Raw genomic sequence first — 16,619 nt, 5'->3', positions numbered from 1 at the left:
CGATGAATTTTTTTCAAAAGTTAAACCACGCCATTAGTCAAAACCAGACTCTACTTGTCCTCGGTTTAGATGCTAACCCCGAAATGATGCCCCCCACCCCGGGAGAATTAATCGTTAATTTAGAACGGTGGCTCAAGTTTATTATCGATGAAACTGCCCCTTTTGTCTGTGCCTACAAACCAACTTTAGGCTTTTATCAAGCTTTGGGAGCGGCAGGGTTAGAATTATTACAGCGAATTTTAACGGCAATTCCCGATCATATCCCGGTAATTTTGGATGCTAAACACGGTGATATTAATACTAGCAGTATTTTAGCCGAGACTATCTTTAAAACTTGGCAGGTGGACGCGGTTACTCTCAATCCCTACTCCGGACAGGATCACGTTGCTCCTTTTTTAGTTTACCCCGAGCATGGCGCTTTTATCCTCTGTCATACTTCCAATCAAGGTGCGATTAATCTGCAAGAATTTCCCAGTCGCGACAATCCTTTTTATCTGCAAGTTGTCAAAGAAGCTTGTACTTGGGGAACTCCCGAACAAGTATTTTTAGAAGTGGGAACCACTCAACCGGAGATATTGAAAAAGATTCGCAATTTTGCCCCCGAAAGATTGATTTTATTACGCAGTATTTGGGAAGACAAAAGTAAATTCTCCGAGTTAATTACTGTGGGTTTAAATAGTCATGGCGAGGGTTTATTAATTCCTGTACCCCAAGACTTTTTATCTCAACCCGATTTGGGGGCAAAAGTGAAGGATTTACGCGAGGAAGTCAACAAAATTAAACAAAATCAAAGGCAAGAATCGAGCGGAGATGATACTTGGACTGCTAACGTTTGTCTTTTAAAACAACATCCTCATCAGGATTTAATTCTACAATTATTTGATATTGGTTGCTTGATGTTTGGCGATTATGTGCAAGCATCGGGAGAAACTTTTTCCTACTATATTGATCTGAGAAAAATTATCTCTAATCCTAATATTTTTCAGCAGGTAATTGAAGCCTATGGAGAAATATTAAAAACCTTGACATTTGACCGCATTGCCGGTATCCCCTACGGTTCTTTACCCACAGCTACGGGTTTATCTTTATTATTAAATCATCCGATGATTTTCCCCCGCAAAGAAGTAAAAGCTCACGGCACAAGAAGAGTAATTGAAGGTAATTTTCAAGTGGGGGAAACTGTGGTAGTGGTGGACGATATTTTAATTTCTGGCAAAAGTGCGATCGAGGGGGCAGCAAAGATTAAATCGGCGGGATTATTAGTTAATGATATCGTGGTTTTTATCGACCATGGTGGTCCCGTTAAAGATAAACTTCGTAGTCATGGTTATCAACCTTATTCGGTTTTAACCCTGGCAGAAATTACCGATACTCTCTACGAAGCGGGAAGACTGACAGAAGCAGAATATAGCTGTTTTTTAAATCGATCCCATTGATATTTAGCCATCAGTTATCAGTTATCAGTTACCAGTTATCGGTATTAAGTGTGCATTATTAAATGGCAGTTTTCTGCTGTCTTTTCACTGATTACTGTTTACTGTTTACTGATCACTGATTACTGATTACCGATCACTGAAAGTCGTTAAGAAGCTTGACTGCGTAATACCTTTAGGGTATTCAGGAGCTTGCTTTCTTCTTTTTCCTCAAAAATAGTTAAATCTTCGGGTTTACAACGTTTTATATGCAATTTAATTCCCTGCGCTCCTTCTGTTTTCAAATCTTCTTCGTAACCAGCTTGAGCGACTTCAGCCTCGTCTTTAGCGAGAAAAGGACCGAAATAATAAGTACATCTGGGATAGTCGGTTTTAATCTCGACCCAGTAGGCTAATCCGAACATTTCCAGTAAGCTAATCAAAAATTCTTTCATTTCGTTCCCCATCTAAATCTACTCTGGTGGTTTTGTTACGTTCGTTTACATTTCGCAAACTTCCTTCCTATTTTATTTATACTTTCTCCTTTTGGCTATTGGGAGTGTCGAAAAATACAGATTTTCAGTCGGGGGAATTTTGCCAGCGTTGACGGTAAACTTCATAAAGAGCCATAGCCGCCGCCAACGAAGCATTGAGACTGGGGGTTTTGCCTGCCAAGGGGATAGATACCAACTCATCGCAGGACTTTTGGGTCAACAGACTCAACCCCTCTCCCTCCGAACCTATGACCAATCCTATCGCGCCCGTTAAATTGATTGTGTGTAAAGATTTACCAGTTTTTGCCGCCGTGCCGTAGAGCCAAAAACCGGCCGCTTTTAATTCTTCTAAAGCACGATTGAGATTAACCACCCTAGCCACAGGTAAATATTCCAAGGCCCCCGCCGCCACTTTCATCACCGTCGATGTCACCCCGGCGGCGCGACGTTGGGGAATAACTACCCCCTGACAACCCATGGCTTCGGCGGTGCGAATAATTGCCCCAAGGTTATGGGGATCCGTAATACCTTCAGCGATGACGATGACGGGGTGGCGACTTTTGCCCTTAGCTTTCTCGATCAGATCGGCTAATTCTATATACTCATAGGGAGACATCTGGGCGGCGATCCCCTGATGATTGGCCTTATTGGTAATCTGATCGAGACGCAGATCATCCACCTCATCAATTACCGTGCCGTTGGCTTTGGCTTTTTCTAAGAGGGTATGATAACGGGGATCATAACGGAGTCGATTGACTACCCAAATCCGATTCAGTTGGCGCTCCTCCTCCATGGCCGTTAAAACCACCCGGCGACCGTAGAGCAGATCATCAGCTTCTTGGTTTTCTGGAGTTACTGCCGGGGATTTAGCCAGAATTGGCCCGGTTTTCGGCCGCGAGGGCCGGCGAAAATTACTATTATCGGACTTGCCACGAAATGGTCGATCGCTCATGATTGGATGGATTAATAAAAGGGGGTCGGGAATAATACCTGAGGGCTATAATTCTAGTTTTTCTAATAGTTGATGTAATCTTGAGGGGTCTTGTAGATAAAGATAGCCGAACAGGGTTTCTAAACTGCTGGCCTGCTGATAGACTTGGGCTGTCAGACGACGGCGTTTTCCCGTGACCGCATTGCGTCCCCGGCGCAGAATTTCTTTTTCTTGGTCCGTCAGATAGGGCTGCAGTTGTTCTAAATCTAAAGCCTGTTGTTCGGCCCTGACCTTGCTCACCACCTGAGCGTGATAGTCTCCCAGACGCTGGGGCGGCAGTAAATAATAGGTGCGGATATATAATTCATAAACAGCATCCCCTAGATAGGCCAGGGAAGCGGGCGATAATCGGTCAAGACCCTCTAGGATTGGTGAACCCTCGCCATTGACCTGTAAGCGAATTTTTTCGAGAGGAGATTCCACGATTTACGCTTTTTCTAGATATTCGACCGCTGCTTCTAGGGTGGGTTGCAGGGACAAAAACTTCTCCAATCGCACCAGTTTTACGGTTTGAGTTACCCGCGCATTGGTAACAATTTGTAAACTGCCTCCTTCGGTTTTGGCCTTTTTCACCAATTTTACTAAAGCCCCTAAACCGGAGCTATCGATAAAATCAATCTGAGCGAGGCTAATAATCACATCCTTAGGACCTTCCTCCACATAGCCTTCGATCACCTTACAAAAAGTCGGTTCGGAAAAGGCATCTAAAAGACCCGTCAAACGGAAAATTTGGTACTTATCTCTGACCTCACGCGTGCCTCGCAAGCTGACGGTCAAGTTAATTGCTTCTGGAATAATCGCCTCCTAGCTCTAGAGCCGTAAAAATCAAAACCCTAGTATATCCTAAAAATTTACGACCGACCCTTTTTTGCTTCCCGCATTAAATCGACAAATTGGCCAAACAGATAATCGGCATCGTGGGGGCCGGGACTGGCCTCGGGGTGGTATTGTACCGAGAAAAAGGGCAGAGACTTGTGTTTTAAACCCGCTACGGTGCGATCATTGAGGTTGAGATGGGTAATCTCCACTTGCGGATTTAAAGAGGCTTCCTGCACGGCAAAACCGTGATTCTGACTGGTAATTTCCACCTGTTGCCGCAGTCCACAGGGTTGATTTAACCCGCGATGGCCAAATTTCAGCTTAAAGGTTTCTGCTCCCAGGGATAGCCCTAAAATTTGATGACCCATACAGATGCCAAAAGTGGGTTTTTCCCCTTGCAAAAGTTGCTTGGCTAGGGCAATCCCTTCGGTGACAGCCGCCGGATCTCCCGGTCCGTTAGAAAAGAAAATACCATCGGGATTATAGGCGGCGATTTTTTCCGGGGGAGTGTCAGCGGGAACCACGATCACCCGACAACCGTAGCTGGCTAAACGCCGGAGAATATTGCGTTTGATGCCAAAATCGATCGCCACCACCGTTAACGGTTCTTGATCACTATCGATTGGCGCAAATTCCCAGGCGGACGGGGTGGGAGTCGTCCATTCGTACACTTCCTTGGTGGTAACTTCTTTAACGAGATTTAACCCCGCCATACTGGGGGCCGCCTGCACTAGCCGCAGTAAATCGTGATAATCGAGTATTTCCGTAGAAATTGCCCCATTCATCGCCCCAACCGAGCGAATTTTGCGGGTCAAAGACCGGGTATCGATGCCATAGATGCCAATAACATCATGAGCGGCCAGATAATCCGGTAGGGATTGGCTAGAACGCCAATTACTGGGCCGGTGGCAGATATTTTTGGCGATCGCTCCTTTCACCTGGGGACGAATTGACTCCTCATCCTCGGGGTTAACCCCCGTATTTCCCAATTCCGGATAGGTAAAAGTGACGATTTGACCGGCATAACTGGGATCGGTGAGGACTTCCTGATAACCGGTCATCCCCGTGTTAAAGACAACTTCGCCGACAGTGGTTCCCTTGGCCCCGAAGGAATAACCCTCGTAAACCGTACCATCGGCCAGAACTAATAAGGCTTTTTGACTAGCAGCACTTGATATCATCGTCAATTTTTTAATCTTGAGTAGTGGTGAGAAACAGAAGTCAAGGATAGACTAGAACAGGGACTAGAAAACGAATTGCTTAGTTTTAATTGGCTAGAGCGTTTTATGATTAAGAGTACATCCGCTCAAGGACAACAGCTTCCCCTGACTAGCCATCGGCAAGATCCTATCGCTTAAAAAATAACTATATAAGTAATATGAGTCCAAGAAAACTGACTGATGCCACGAAAAAAGAAATTCTTAAGCTTTATCGGGAAACGGAGGCCACCACTTCCACCTTAGCCGAGCGTTATGGCGTGAGTAGTTCTACGGTCAGTCGTTTTCTCAAAAATTCCTTTTCTAGCGAGGAATACGAGCAATTAATCCAGAAAAAACGCTTGGCCCGCAATCCTCGCGGCCTCGAGGAGGAGGGAGCAGCAGCGGATTTATCGGAAGAAGCGCTCGAGGTGATTGGTTTTCCGGCAGCCCACATCGCAGCTAAGGATGAGCCGGCTTTTCAGCAACCGATCGCCGCTGTGGAACAATTAACCCTGTTAATAGATACCTCTTACCCGCCAGAAGCAGATAATTCGGAAGACACAGAAATTAATGGCGATAAACCCCTAGAAAACGCTAATTTAACCGATTTTTCCGTCGAAGCTATCGAGGAAGAGGAGGAGGAAGATGAGCTTGACGAGGATTGGGACGAAGAGGAAGATGAGGAGGATGAGGATGAGGATGAGGATGAGGAGGAGGAGGAACTAGCGGGGAGCTATTTAGGCCCCACTATCGTTAAAACAGCCCAATTACAGATATTACCCCTATCGGCGGCGGCTTTTCCCAAAACCTGTTACTTGGTGATCGATCGTGCTGCCGAATTAATCACCCGTCCCCTCAAGGATTTTGCCGAATTGGGTAAGGTTCCCCCTCAGGAAATCCAGCAGCGCACTCTCCCCATCTTTGAAAGTCATCGCATCGCTCGTCGTTTCTCCAAGCGCAAGGAAAAAGTGATTAAAGTTCCCGACGGTCGCCTGATCGAAAAAGCTCACGCTCAACTGGAAGCGAAAGGGATCACCCGTCTGCTCATGGATGGTCGTATCTACGCTTTAGAGTAGGGAATTAGGGGATAGGAGACTTTTCAGTCTCCCCCGAACCCGTTGCTGAGGGTGGGGACTCGCGCAGTTGAGAGAATTCAGCTTAGATGAGTTTACCCGAAGAAAATATGCCAATTTCATTCAGAGCAGAACTAGCTTACCAATAATCGGCTATGAGTGAGCGCGGTTTTTTCTGGATTTATCACCGGGGTTAGTGTAGTTCAAACTGGTATTACTTACCCAAGTTTTGGTTATCTGGTCAATAAAATACCGAAATATGCAAGAAAACGCAACCGCCGAGAATGTTTATAAGTTTTCTAGTACCTTATCTCCTTCCGATCCAAGCTATGTGGATAGAAGGGCTGATCTGGAACTGTACCAAGCTCTGATGAACAGTCAGTATTGTTATATTTTCAATTCTCGCAAAATGGGCAAGTCGAGTTTGACGGTACGCATCCAAACTCAAATTGAAGTCCAAGGAGTAGCCTGTTCCCGTATAGACTTAAATGAATTGGGGACATCAGTAGATCAATCTAGCTGGTATCATTCCTTAATTATTGAAATTGCCGAACAATTAAAACTAAACATGACGGATTTAGAATCCTGGATCGCCAGTCAATCTGTTTCTAATGTTGGGTTACTTAGACAATTTATTAAAGAAATTTTATTAAGAAAAATTTCAACCAGTATTGTTATCTTTATTGATGAAATTGATGTGGTTAGAAAACTACCTTTTGCTACTGATGACTTTTTTGCTTACATTAGGTCTTGTCATGAAAAGCGAGTTATTAATGCAGATTTTAATCGTATTTCATTTGTTTTAATTGGCACGGCTACCCCCAATCAATTAATTCAGGATAGTCAAAGAACTCCTTTCAATATTGGTAAAGCAATTGAATTAAATGGACTGTCGTTAGAAGATAACTGTCAACCCTTGATGCAAGGACTAGAAGGGTTGGGTGTGTCCCCTCAAGAAATTCTACAAGAAATTTTTAGCTGGACTAATGGTCAACCTTTTCTAACTCAAAAATTGTGTTATTTAATGGCCAAGTTTAAAGTTCAAATACCTCGGTCTCTCTTATCAGCCTGGATGCGAGATTTTGTTTATAAACACATTATTGATAACTGGGAAAAAAAAGATGAACCTGCTTTTTTATCAAGTATAAGAGAGCGACTTATTTATCATCCTGATCAAGGATATTTACTAAGGGTTTATGCCAACCTTTTAAAAGGTAAATTGGTGAAAGCGAGTAACACACCAGAACATGATGAATTATTACTATCTGGATTAGTTATCGTCGATAATCAGGGCTATCTTAGAGTGGCTAATGCTATTTATCAGGCAATTTTTAATCAAAAATGGTTATATAATGTATTAGCAGCTAGTCGTCCTTATCAATCGGAAATTGCTAAGTGGGAAGACTCAAATTTTACCGATACAAATTGTTTACTGACAGGTAAAAAGTTAGAGGAATCTAAAAAATGGCAAGAAGATAAAGAATTAGATAGTATCGATTATCGTTTTTTAGCCGCATCTGAGAGCATTACTCGTCAAAAACAATCTCGTTTATTTATGTTGGCAGCGGGAATATTTACTAGCATTGTTACAGGTTTACTTGGGTTGGGATTCTACCAGTCATGGCTGTTACCTTACTTTTATAAAATTCCCTATACTAAGGAGCCTGAACTATTTAGCCAAGGCGAAAAAAAGCTACTTATTAAACAGGAAAATTTTTATAAAGATCGGGGTATTTTGGCTTTTAAAAATGCTAATTATTTGGAAGCTAAACAGTTATTCAAAAAAGCCTATCTTGCTCATCCTGAAGATGCAGAAACCTTGATTTATTATAATAATGCTATCGCTTATTTAAGTGATAATTATGTGACTTTGGCGGTGGTTATTCCCAGTGGCAAAAAAAATGAAATTTCCCAAGAAATCCTGAAAGGGATTGCTCAAGCACAATATTTATTTAATAGCCAATTACCGACAAGTGCGAATAATTTATTTTTAAATATCGTTATTGCCAATGATAATAATGACGAAAAAGTTGCTAAGATAGTCGCCAAAGAAATCGTTAAAGACCCCAAAGTTATTGGAGTAATTGGACATTATTCTAGTGAAGCCACCCTAGCAGCTTTACCTATCTATGAAAGAGCCAAAATTACTTTAATTTCTTCGACAAGTTCCTCGGATGTAATTGAGAGTGAATACTTTTTTAGAACCGTTATCACCAATGAAAAAATTGGTGAAACTTTAGCTAATTATGCCAGCCAACATGATCTAGATAAGGTAATTATTTTTAATAATTCTAACCAGATTGATAGCCAAGAACTTACTCAAGAGTTTCATCAAGCTTTCCAAAAAAAAGGCGGTAAAATCACTAAAGTAATTGATTTATCATCTTCCCTAGATATTGACGCAGAAGTTTTAAAAGCATTTTCCCAAGATCAAGTTAGAGGAATTGTCTTATTTCCCAGTTTGGAATCAGCTTCTGTGGTAGTAGAATTATCCCATACTCTTGAACAGTTAAATACCAGCACCACTCCAGAACTGAAAAATAAGCTAGTTCTTTTAGGGAGTCATTCCATGTATGAACATGAAATGTTGGTTGATAGCGGTAAATTTATTAATAATTTAGTTTTGGCTGTGCCTTGGTTTTCCCATCTAATTAAGTCCCAAAATTTTGTCAGAGATGCTCAAGCTTTATGGAAAGAAGATATTAGTTGGCGAACCGCTACCAGTTATGATGCGGCTCAATCATTTATAGCTGCTATTAGAGCCTTGCAATCCCAGAATAAAATTTCTTTAGAGTTGATACAAGAACATTTAGAAAACCTCAATCTTTCGGCCAGTTTGACCTCAGGCAATTCTCTCAGGTTTGTAGATAATGAATCTGAATCTAATCGAGAACCAATTACTGTGAGGGTTAAGAGTAAGTTAGAAGCAAAACTTGAAAACTCAATTCAGTTTCAATTGGAATCTCAACGAGACTAATCAAGTAAATCGTCAAAATATACTTGATACAAATTGCAACGCACCTCTAGGGTATCATAATTTTTGTCGATCAGTCCCAATCGGTCCAAAAATTGAACCGATTCTCCTTTCATTTGAGCCGGAGTCAGAGCTTTTTTCTGAAGAATTTGCCTAAAAATATTCCGTAGGTTAGCATTACTTTTCAGATATCTCATCAGTAGGAAAAAATGACTTTGAAATGGCTCTCGTCCCTGCAAGGCATCATCTAGAACCTTTTCTAGAGACTTCCCTTCTTGCAATTTTACCAAGATTAACTTAATTAAATAAGGATTACCTCCCACTAAGTTCATGACCTTATGAACATCTGATAACGTCCAATTAATGCCATTAACTTGAGCGAAAGTGAGAACTTGTTCCGCATTAAAATCCGATAAACTAGCCACATAACCTACACCAATTAAGGGAGAGGCATAAAAATCGTAGTTGCTATAAAATTCCGTTGAATGAATAATAATTAAGCGCAGTTTCCGCCAAGGTTGGGAACGTCTTTCATGCCAACTTCTGAGAATACCACAAATTTCATTACCGATTGTTTCAGTTTCCAAAATTGTATCAAATTTTTCAAAGACAAAAACCAGAGGATTAGCGCTGGGTTGGAGAACATATTCCTCTAAATATCGTCGAGTTTTGTGGGCAGGAGTTCCGGGACGAGACCAAAATTTATCGAGAAGAGATTCGTTAATCTTTAATTCTTGGGTAATGGTACGACAAATCGACAGCAGCAAGTCTTCACAACTAAGGGCAATAGTGGCTTTTTCCTCCTCACAATCAATGATAACTGGTTGATAATTATCTTGTTTGAGATGATGGACTAACCAATTAACTAAACGGGTTTTGCCACTATTATGAGGTGCGCGAATTCTTAGCAACGATTGTTCTTGCTGAAGAACTTTGAGACAATTTTCCTCCAGAGGTGGACGTTTTACATAATCCTTAATATAGGTCTGATAATCCTGTTGTTTTTCCTCATCTAAAGAGGAGAAAATAGCAGCAATTGCGGGAGATTGATGTTTACTTTTGTTTGCCCACTCTTGATCAAAGCTCCTTAGGTTAGTTAAAATATCATGACCCCGTTGCCAAAAAGTAATTTGAAAAGTACGAATTTTCCCTTGATTATTGAGACGATGATCTTCCAAAATACCTAAAAACTTTTCGTTAAGATATTCCGTCAAAGCATCCCGAATTTGCCATAACTCCAGCCTTTGACCACATTTTTCTGTCAGCATTTCTAAAGCATTAAGTTCGGCTTGAATTTTCAATTTTTTCTCATTAATCCAGCTAAATTTAATCGCCAGATTTTCACAATTATCCACCTCGTAGTTAGCAAACTTTAACAGAGCATTAAGCAGATATTTGGTTCTTTGCCTGGGAATATCCCCATAGGTAACTTTTCTAGACATTATCTCAAGTTTAGTAATTAAGGACTTTGCTGGTAATTGAAAAATTTAAGTAATGATTTGCTTACGGATTAAACTTAAAACAGTGAGTTTCCTATCCTCCTTTTTGAGTGCAAGCTTCGCTCCCCTGTTTAACGGCGTGCGCTAAATCCAAGCGAATCGATTTTTAGGGGTACTGGCAAGGTTTGATTCATCCTCCACAAAGGTTTCTCGGCTATTTTATGAGTTTTTTCACCTACCCACTTAGCCCTATTTGGCGGGCCTGGTGGTTGTGGCTGTTGACCATCCAAGTATTTCCAAGTAGTAACATGAATTTCCCGTTATGGCAACGATAGCGGATTTTTCTAGACGACCTTGACCACATCTCTCAAAAAAATTTTCCGCAAAACCCCGAAGTTCCCCAAGGTTTTTCTCCACCCCCAAGTTACTCAAACTCCAGTCTGGGATAGCAATTGAGGGCAAGAAAAATTAGCCTTTGACTGTGGGTGTACCCACAATGCCATAATCAACCACAACAAAGTTCAGATTTTCTTAATAGTCTTTTTCCCCTTGCTATGGCAGCACTTTGACCGATATCTGTCTGGCTATTTTGTGCCGAATTAGACAACTCCACTGGATGACCGACTATGACTAAAATTGCTGATATTGCCTACGTTACCTATCAACATCCGGATTTAGACCTGTGCGAACGTTTTTTGAGGGATTTTGGCCTGATTACCGCAGTTAAAACCGATACAGCCTTGTATATGCGAGCTAGAGGCAAAAAACAGTTTGTCTATGTCGTAGAATGGGGAAAAGAAGCTAAATTTGTCAGTTTTGCCCTAGAAGCGACATCAGAATCTGTCTTACATGAACTAGCCACTTTAGCCTCCGCTTCGACCGTGGAAACCCTGTTCACCCCTGGCGGTGGTCAGCGCATCAAAATTATTGACCCCAACGGTTTTAACCTAGAATTGGTCTATGGTATCGAGGAAGTGGAACCTTTGCCGATTCCTGAACCCTTGCAATGGAATCACGCTAGTCGCAAAACCCGTTTAGGTCGCACCCAAAGGCCGAAAAAAGAACCCGCACCTATTTTACGTCTAGGTCATCTAGCTATTGATGTCAAAGACTTTGAGGAAAGCTATCACTGGTATCAGCAGACTTTTGGCTTAAAAGCAACAGATTTAATTTATTACGGCCATCCCAGTTTACGAGTCGGGGGTTTTCTTCGTTGTCAACGGGGAGACGAATGGGTTGATCATCACACCATCGCCATGTTGCAAGGTTCTCACCCCAAAGTCCATCATACTGCCTTCGAGGTGCAAGATTTTGACTCTATTAAAATCGGCCACGATTGGTTACGAGAAAAAGGATGGACTCCTGTGTGGGGTATTGGTCGCCATTTGTTGGGAAGTCAAGTGTTTGACTATTGGCAAGATCCTTTCGGTAGCCTCATTGAACATTTTACCGATGGGGATCTTTTCGAGCAAACCACCGAGCCAGAACTTCATGCGGGTGGGTTAGATATTCTCTATCAATGGGGACCGGCGATTCCCGAAAGTTTTTTAGGTTAAACCGTTGAAAACGTCTCATAAAAGGGTTTAGATGATGAATATTGCTGAAATATTTCAAAAAAGACGCTCTACTCGTAAATTTCGCACCGATGCCATTCCCGAAGAAATTTTAGCCGAAATTTTTCGTTTAGGATTCCAAGCTCCCTCTAGTTATAATTTGCAACCATGGCGATTTATAGTGGTTAGAGAACCAGAAAATAAGGCAAAATTGCGAGAATTCGGCTTTGAACAAGATAAATTAGTCGATGCACCCGTGGTTTTAATCTGTTGTGGCGATCGCCAAGTTAACCATCGTGGTTACATTAATCAAGTGATTGAGTTAGGAAAACAAGAGGGGACGATTTCCGAAAAACGGGCCAAGTTCATGCACATGGCCATTCCGCCTTTTTTCCAATTTAAACCCTGTTATCAGTCTCCAGAAGCTTGGAGCAACCGACAAGTTATGATTGCGGTTACTTATCTCATGATAGCGGCGCAAAGCTTGGGGGTGGATAGTTGTCCCCTAGAAGGATTTGTGGCTAAACCCTTGCGCGAGTATTTCCAAATTCCCGATACGGTCGATGTCTGTTGTTTGTTAGCCTTGGGATACGCTGATGAACCCTTGAGCGAGTATGGGGGACGTTTTGGGACTCAGAAGCTCTGCTATGGCGAAATTTACGGAGAAACCTTTAATTTAAGCCCAAATCACCCCTAGAGTGACCGTCGCCCCCCGTCACCAGAAACTTGTCCCGGTGCGAGAGGATTAAATCTTTGTTTTCGATTCCATTGAATAATGGGGAGTAAAAAAATGACTCTTTGTTTAGATACTAAGCTTAATTTGTCAGAAATAAGTAGTTTAGTCGATATTATTCGTTATCGCGCCCAATACCAACCCCAAAAAACTGCTTATACCTTTTTAGTCGATGGCGAAACCGAAGAAAAACGCCTTACCTACGGGGAATTATTTCTAGAAGCGCAAGCGATTGCCAATAGTCTCCAATCCATCCTATTACCGGGGGAACGAGTTTTATTAGCATACCCTTCGGGATTAGAGTTTATTACTGGGTTTTTCGGCTGTTTATTAGCAGGAGTAGTGGCAATTCCAGTTAATTTGCCCAAGAAAAACCAAAAGATGGCTCGCTTAACTTCTATTATTAATAATTCGCAAGCAAGCTTACTTTTAAGCACACAATCGGAATTAGACCAATTAAAAAGGCAACTAGACAGAGATATTCCCTTTCTAGCTACGGATAGCTTAATCGGCAAAAGTTTAGCCGAAGACCACCCCACTCAGATAAAAGCAGATACCTTAGCCTTTTTACAATACACCTCTGGTTCCACGGGGACTCCCAAAGGAGTGATGGTCAATCACGAGAATCTTTTGACCAACCTCCGAGATTTAGATTTAGGTTGGGAACACGATGAAAAGAGCGTTATGGTGACATGGTTGCCAACTTTTCATGATATGGGGCTAATTTATGGCATTTTACTGCCCTTTTATCGAGGATTTCCCTGTTATCTCATGTCCCCGGTTTCCTTTTTACAACGTCCTCTCGGTTGGTTAAATGCCATCAGCAAATACAGGGCCACCCACACTGCCGCCCCTAATTTTGCCTATAAACGTTGTCTTGACAAGATTAAAGAGGAGCAGCTGACGGATTTAGACTTAAGCAGTTGGAAAGTGGCTTTAAATGGCGCAGAAACCGTCAGAATGGAAATTTTGAGCGAATTTGCTCGTAAATTTGCCCCCTGTGGTTTTGAGTTTGCCGCCTTTTGTCCGGGTTATGGTTTAGCCGAGGCCACCTTAAAAGTTGCTGCTGTCAGGAAAAATCAAGTTCCTCAAATCTGCTGGGTTGAAAAAGCCGCTTTAAACCGTCATCAAATCGTTTTTACGGAAAAAAGCCCAAATTCTCAATCCTTAGTCAGTTGTGGACAAACAGAAATCGACACAGAAATTGCCATTGTTAATCCTGAAACCTGTCAACGCTGTCCCTCCCAGCAGGTGGGAGAAATTTGGGTGAAAGGCAAAACCGTTGCCCAAGGCTATTGGCAACATCCCGAAGCTACAGAAAAAACTTTTCAAGCAGTTATCGCCGATACCGGACAGGGTTTTTATTTGCGTACAGGGGATTTAGGTTTTATTCATCAGGGTCAACTATACATCACCGGACGCTTGAAAGACCTGATGATTATTCGCGGCGGTAACTACTATCCCCAGGATATCGAACAGACCGTAGAACAATGCTATCCCGACTTTTGCCCCAGTGGAACTGCCGCCTTTACCGTAGAAATCGAGGCAGAAGAAAAGTTAGTCCTAGTTCAAGAGGTAGAAAGAACGGCAATTCGCCGTTTTAACCAGCAAAAAGCCCTAGAAGCAGTTCGTCGAGCGGTTTTTCAAGAACACGAATTGCAAGTTTATGATATCGCTTTTATCAAACCCGCATCTCTGTCCAAAACTTCTAGCGGCAAAATTCAACGCCACGCTTGCCGTCAACAGTATTTAAACCAGCAACTTCCACTAATTTCATCCCCTATGCCGACGCTAACCCCCCCCCTCAGCAGTCACCAAGCTGACCCCACAACCGCTAGTCAAGAAAAAACCGAGCAAATCTTGACTTGGTTGCGAGATTACGCCAAAACTCGCATTAATTCCCATCTGATTGATGACCGTCGTTGTGTGCCGCCCTATATTGTCATGGATTTTGGCAATCAAGGACTGATGGGAATGCAGATTCCTGAGGAATACGGGGGAATAGCCCTTAATAATCGCAATTTTTTGCAGGTGATGGAACAATTAGCCGCCATTGATTTAACCCTGGCGACGATGGTGAGTCTTAATAACAGCTTAGGTATCCGTCCGCTGCTCAACTACGGGACTATTTCCCTCAAGCAAGAGTTATTACCTCTTTTAGCGACAGGAAGACAATTATCCTCCTTTGGCATGACGGAACCGGAAGCAGGAGCGAATATCGGGGCAATTAGTACCGTTGCAGTGCCGGATGGCCGAGATAAATGGCGAATTCGCGGCCTTAAGCGTTGGAATGGTTCTGCTTGGGCCGGAATGATTAATGTTTTTGTCCGTTTGCTTGATTCGGAAGAACCGGGGAATAACGGTTTGACAGGTTTTCTTGTCCGTCAAGGTACCCCCGGTCTGCGTTTGGGACCTGAATCCCTAACTATGGGATTACGGGGAATTATGCAAAATGCCATCTATTTTGAGGATGTTTTAGTCACTAAAGAGCAATTGCTGGGAGAATTGGGCAATGGCACTGAACCCGCCGACGATGCTTTACTTTATGCCCGTTTAGGTATTGGCATGATGGGAGTTGGCGGCATGAAACGCTGTTTACAATTAATGTTACGTTATGCCAGTCGTCGTTCGATCGCTACCGGTAAATTGCTAGAAAGTCCGATTACTTTAGCCCGTTTTGACCATTTAACTGGGGCTACTGTGGCCTTGTCCAGTCTCTTAAAGTGTATCACCACCGCATTAGACCAAAAAGTTGCCGTTCCCAGGGAAATGGCAGTTATTGCCAAGATTACGGGGGCTGATTACCTCTGGGAAGCGGCCGATAGTCTCGTTCAGATGCTCGGGGGTAGAGGTTACATGGAAACTAATCTTGCCCCGCAAATTCTCCGGGATGCCAGAGTTTTACGAATTGGCGAAGGTCCTAACGAAAGTTTGAAAATCTTTTTGGGCAAAAGTATCACCCATACGGACAAATTAGGCGAATTTCTGACAAAAGTTCTGGAAGCGCCCGAGATTGCCCTGCAACTCCACACCACTGCCCAATCTATTAATCAGCGTTGTCTCCAGTCTAATCTCTGGGGTGATCGTTCTGCCGCCTTAGCTTGGGCTTATTCTTTAATCGGAGAATTGGGTTGTTACGCCGCTTTAGTAGCAACAACGGCGAAAATGTCCCAAATTCACCCCGGGGAAAAGTACAGTCATGCCCTAGCTTGGAGTCAATTGCAGTTTGATTTATCTGTGCAGAAAGCTCTCCGGGGAACACCCGAAGAAAACTTTGCTTCTTCGGTGGCGACTATCCGCGATCGTATCCTCGATTATACTCAATCTATTGATGATATTGAACAACGTCTAGAGGGTTCCGATTATCAACTCGACGAGTTATTGACGTTGGAACCAGAAGCTAAACAGACTCATCCTCAAGCTGAAACTTCTCTGGTCGAAATTGCTATTCAAACGCGGCAAGACGGAATAAATAGCCCCTCTAGTCCGAAAAAGTCCCTTCTTAGCCAACAAACTCCCGAAAAGGTGGAAATGTGGTTAGGTAATTGGTTACACCAGAAATTAAAGGTCAATCCAGCCACTATCCAAACCAGCCAGTCTTTTGCTGATTTTGGCTTAGATTCAATTTTTGCCGTGGAATTAGCCCAAGATCTTGCCGATTGGTCGGGAATTCCCGTCGAAGCCACCATTGTTTGGAATTATCCCACTATTGATAGTTTGGCAGAATATTTAGCTAACCAGATTAATCAAAGCAATACGGCGGCTGAATCGACAAATAATCGAGAAAAAAGCGAAATTTTAGCAGTTTTACCCCAAATATCCGAAGAAGAAATCTCTGCCTTCTTTAGTTAATCGCTGGTGGGGATAGGATAGCTAATTGCCCTTGTCCTATCCCCCACCTCGGAGTCACGGGGACAATTGTGACTATGCTA

The 16,619-nt window shown here is 42.7% G+C and carries 12 protein-coding genes; 6 read left to right on the top strand and 6 right to left on the bottom strand.

Translation table 11 applies throughout. The features are described from left to right. Nucleotides 1-2: 2 nt before the first annotated feature. Nucleotides 3-1,436: a bifunctional orotidine-5'-phosphate decarboxylase/orotate phosphoribosyltransferase gene (locus IM475_RS12175; RefSeq protein ID WP_287727721.1), complete on the top strand. Its 1,434-nt coding sequence runs from the start codon at nucleotides 3-5 to the stop codon at nucleotides 1,434-1,436. Nucleotides 1,437-1,582: 146 nt separating this feature from the next. Here IM475_RS12175 and IM475_RS12170 read toward each other — a convergent pair whose 3' ends face one another. The 5 genes from IM475_RS12170 to carA all read right to left on the bottom strand — a co-directional run bounded on the left by IM475_RS12170 (nucleotide 1,583) and on the right by carA (nucleotide 4,897). Further along, nucleotides 1,583-1,879, bottom strand: a complete 297-nt coding sequence (locus IM475_RS12170) for a DUF1816 domain-containing protein (protein ID WP_287656960.1) — start codon at nucleotides 1,877-1,879, stop codon at nucleotides 1,583-1,585. A 112-nt stretch (nucleotides 1,880-1,991) separates the two neighbouring features. Beyond that, nucleotides 1,992-2,858 carry a 23S rRNA (guanosine(2251)-2'-O)-methyltransferase RlmB gene (gene rlmB / locus IM475_RS12165; RefSeq protein ID WP_287727720.1) on the bottom strand — a complete coding sequence of 289 codons (867 nt, stop codon included), beginning with the start codon at nucleotides 2,856-2,858 and terminating at the stop codon, nucleotides 1,992-1,994. 45 nt (nucleotides 2,859-2,903) lie between these two features. Then, nucleotides 2,904-3,320: a Mini-ribonuclease 3 gene (locus tag IM475_RS12160; RefSeq protein WP_287656956.1), complete on the bottom strand. Its 417-nt coding sequence runs from the start codon at nucleotides 3,318-3,320 to the stop codon at nucleotides 2,904-2,906. A 3-nt stretch (nucleotides 3,321-3,323) separates the two neighbouring features. Then, complete coding sequence (locus IM475_RS12155; RefSeq protein ID WP_287656954.1) at nucleotides 3,324-3,674, bottom strand: STAS domain-containing protein; 351 nt, start codon at nucleotides 3,672-3,674, stop codon at nucleotides 3,324-3,326. A 74-nt stretch (nucleotides 3,675-3,748) separates the two neighbouring features. Then, nucleotides 3,749-4,897, bottom strand: coding sequence for a glutamine-hydrolyzing carbamoyl-phosphate synthase small subunit (carA, locus tag IM475_RS12150; RefSeq protein WP_287656952.1), 1,149 nt, complete (start codon nucleotides 4,895-4,897; stop codon nucleotides 3,749-3,751). A 197-nt stretch (nucleotides 4,898-5,094) separates the two neighbouring features. Here carA and IM475_RS12145 point away from each other — a divergent pair, with 197 nt between their 5' ends. Then, on the top strand, nucleotides 5,095-5,991 hold the full coding sequence (locus tag IM475_RS12145; protein ID WP_287727719.1) for a helix-turn-helix domain-containing protein: 897 nt from the start codon (nucleotides 5,095-5,097) through the stop codon (nucleotides 5,989-5,991). Nucleotides 5,992-6,247: 256 nt separating this feature from the next. Beyond that, nucleotides 6,248-8,965, top strand: coding sequence for an AAA-like domain-containing protein (locus IM475_RS12140; RefSeq protein ID WP_287727718.1), 2,718 nt, complete (start codon nucleotides 6,248-6,250; stop codon nucleotides 8,963-8,965). Here the strand turns inward: IM475_RS12140 and IM475_RS12135 are convergent. Continuing rightward, nucleotides 8,962-10,404, bottom strand: coding sequence for an AAA-like domain-containing protein (locus IM475_RS12135; protein WP_287727717.1), 1,443 nt, complete (start codon nucleotides 10,402-10,404; stop codon nucleotides 8,962-8,964). The genes IM475_RS12140 and IM475_RS12135 overlap by 4 nt on opposite strands. A gap of 623 nt (nucleotides 10,405-11,027) precedes the next feature. Here IM475_RS12135 and IM475_RS12130 point away from each other — a divergent pair. From IM475_RS12130 to IM475_RS12120, 3 genes are all read left to right on the top strand, one after another. Continuing rightward, on the top strand, nucleotides 11,028-11,957 hold the full coding sequence (locus tag IM475_RS12130) for a VOC family protein (protein WP_103112978.1): 930 nt from the start codon (nucleotides 11,028-11,030) through the stop codon (nucleotides 11,955-11,957). 31 nt (nucleotides 11,958-11,988) lie between these two features. Beyond that, nucleotides 11,989-12,651 carry a nitroreductase family protein gene (locus tag IM475_RS12125; protein ID WP_002776854.1) on the top strand — a complete coding sequence of 221 codons (663 nt, stop codon included), beginning with the start codon at nucleotides 11,989-11,991 and terminating at the stop codon, nucleotides 12,649-12,651. A 93-nt stretch (nucleotides 12,652-12,744) separates the two neighbouring features. After that, nucleotides 12,745-16,539: an AMP-binding protein gene (locus IM475_RS12120; protein WP_287727716.1), complete on the top strand. Its 3,795-nt coding sequence runs from the start codon at nucleotides 12,745-12,747 to the stop codon at nucleotides 16,537-16,539. Nucleotides 16,540-16,619 lie beyond the last annotated feature (80 nt).

The organism is Microcystis sp. M061S2 (assembly GCF_020245605.1).
Classification (GTDB): Bacteria; Cyanobacteriota; Cyanobacteriia; order Cyanobacteriales; family Microcystaceae; genus Microcystis.
The sequence above is the reverse complement of the archived record's forward strand: the minus strand, read 5'-3'. Positions and strand labels throughout refer to the sequence as shown.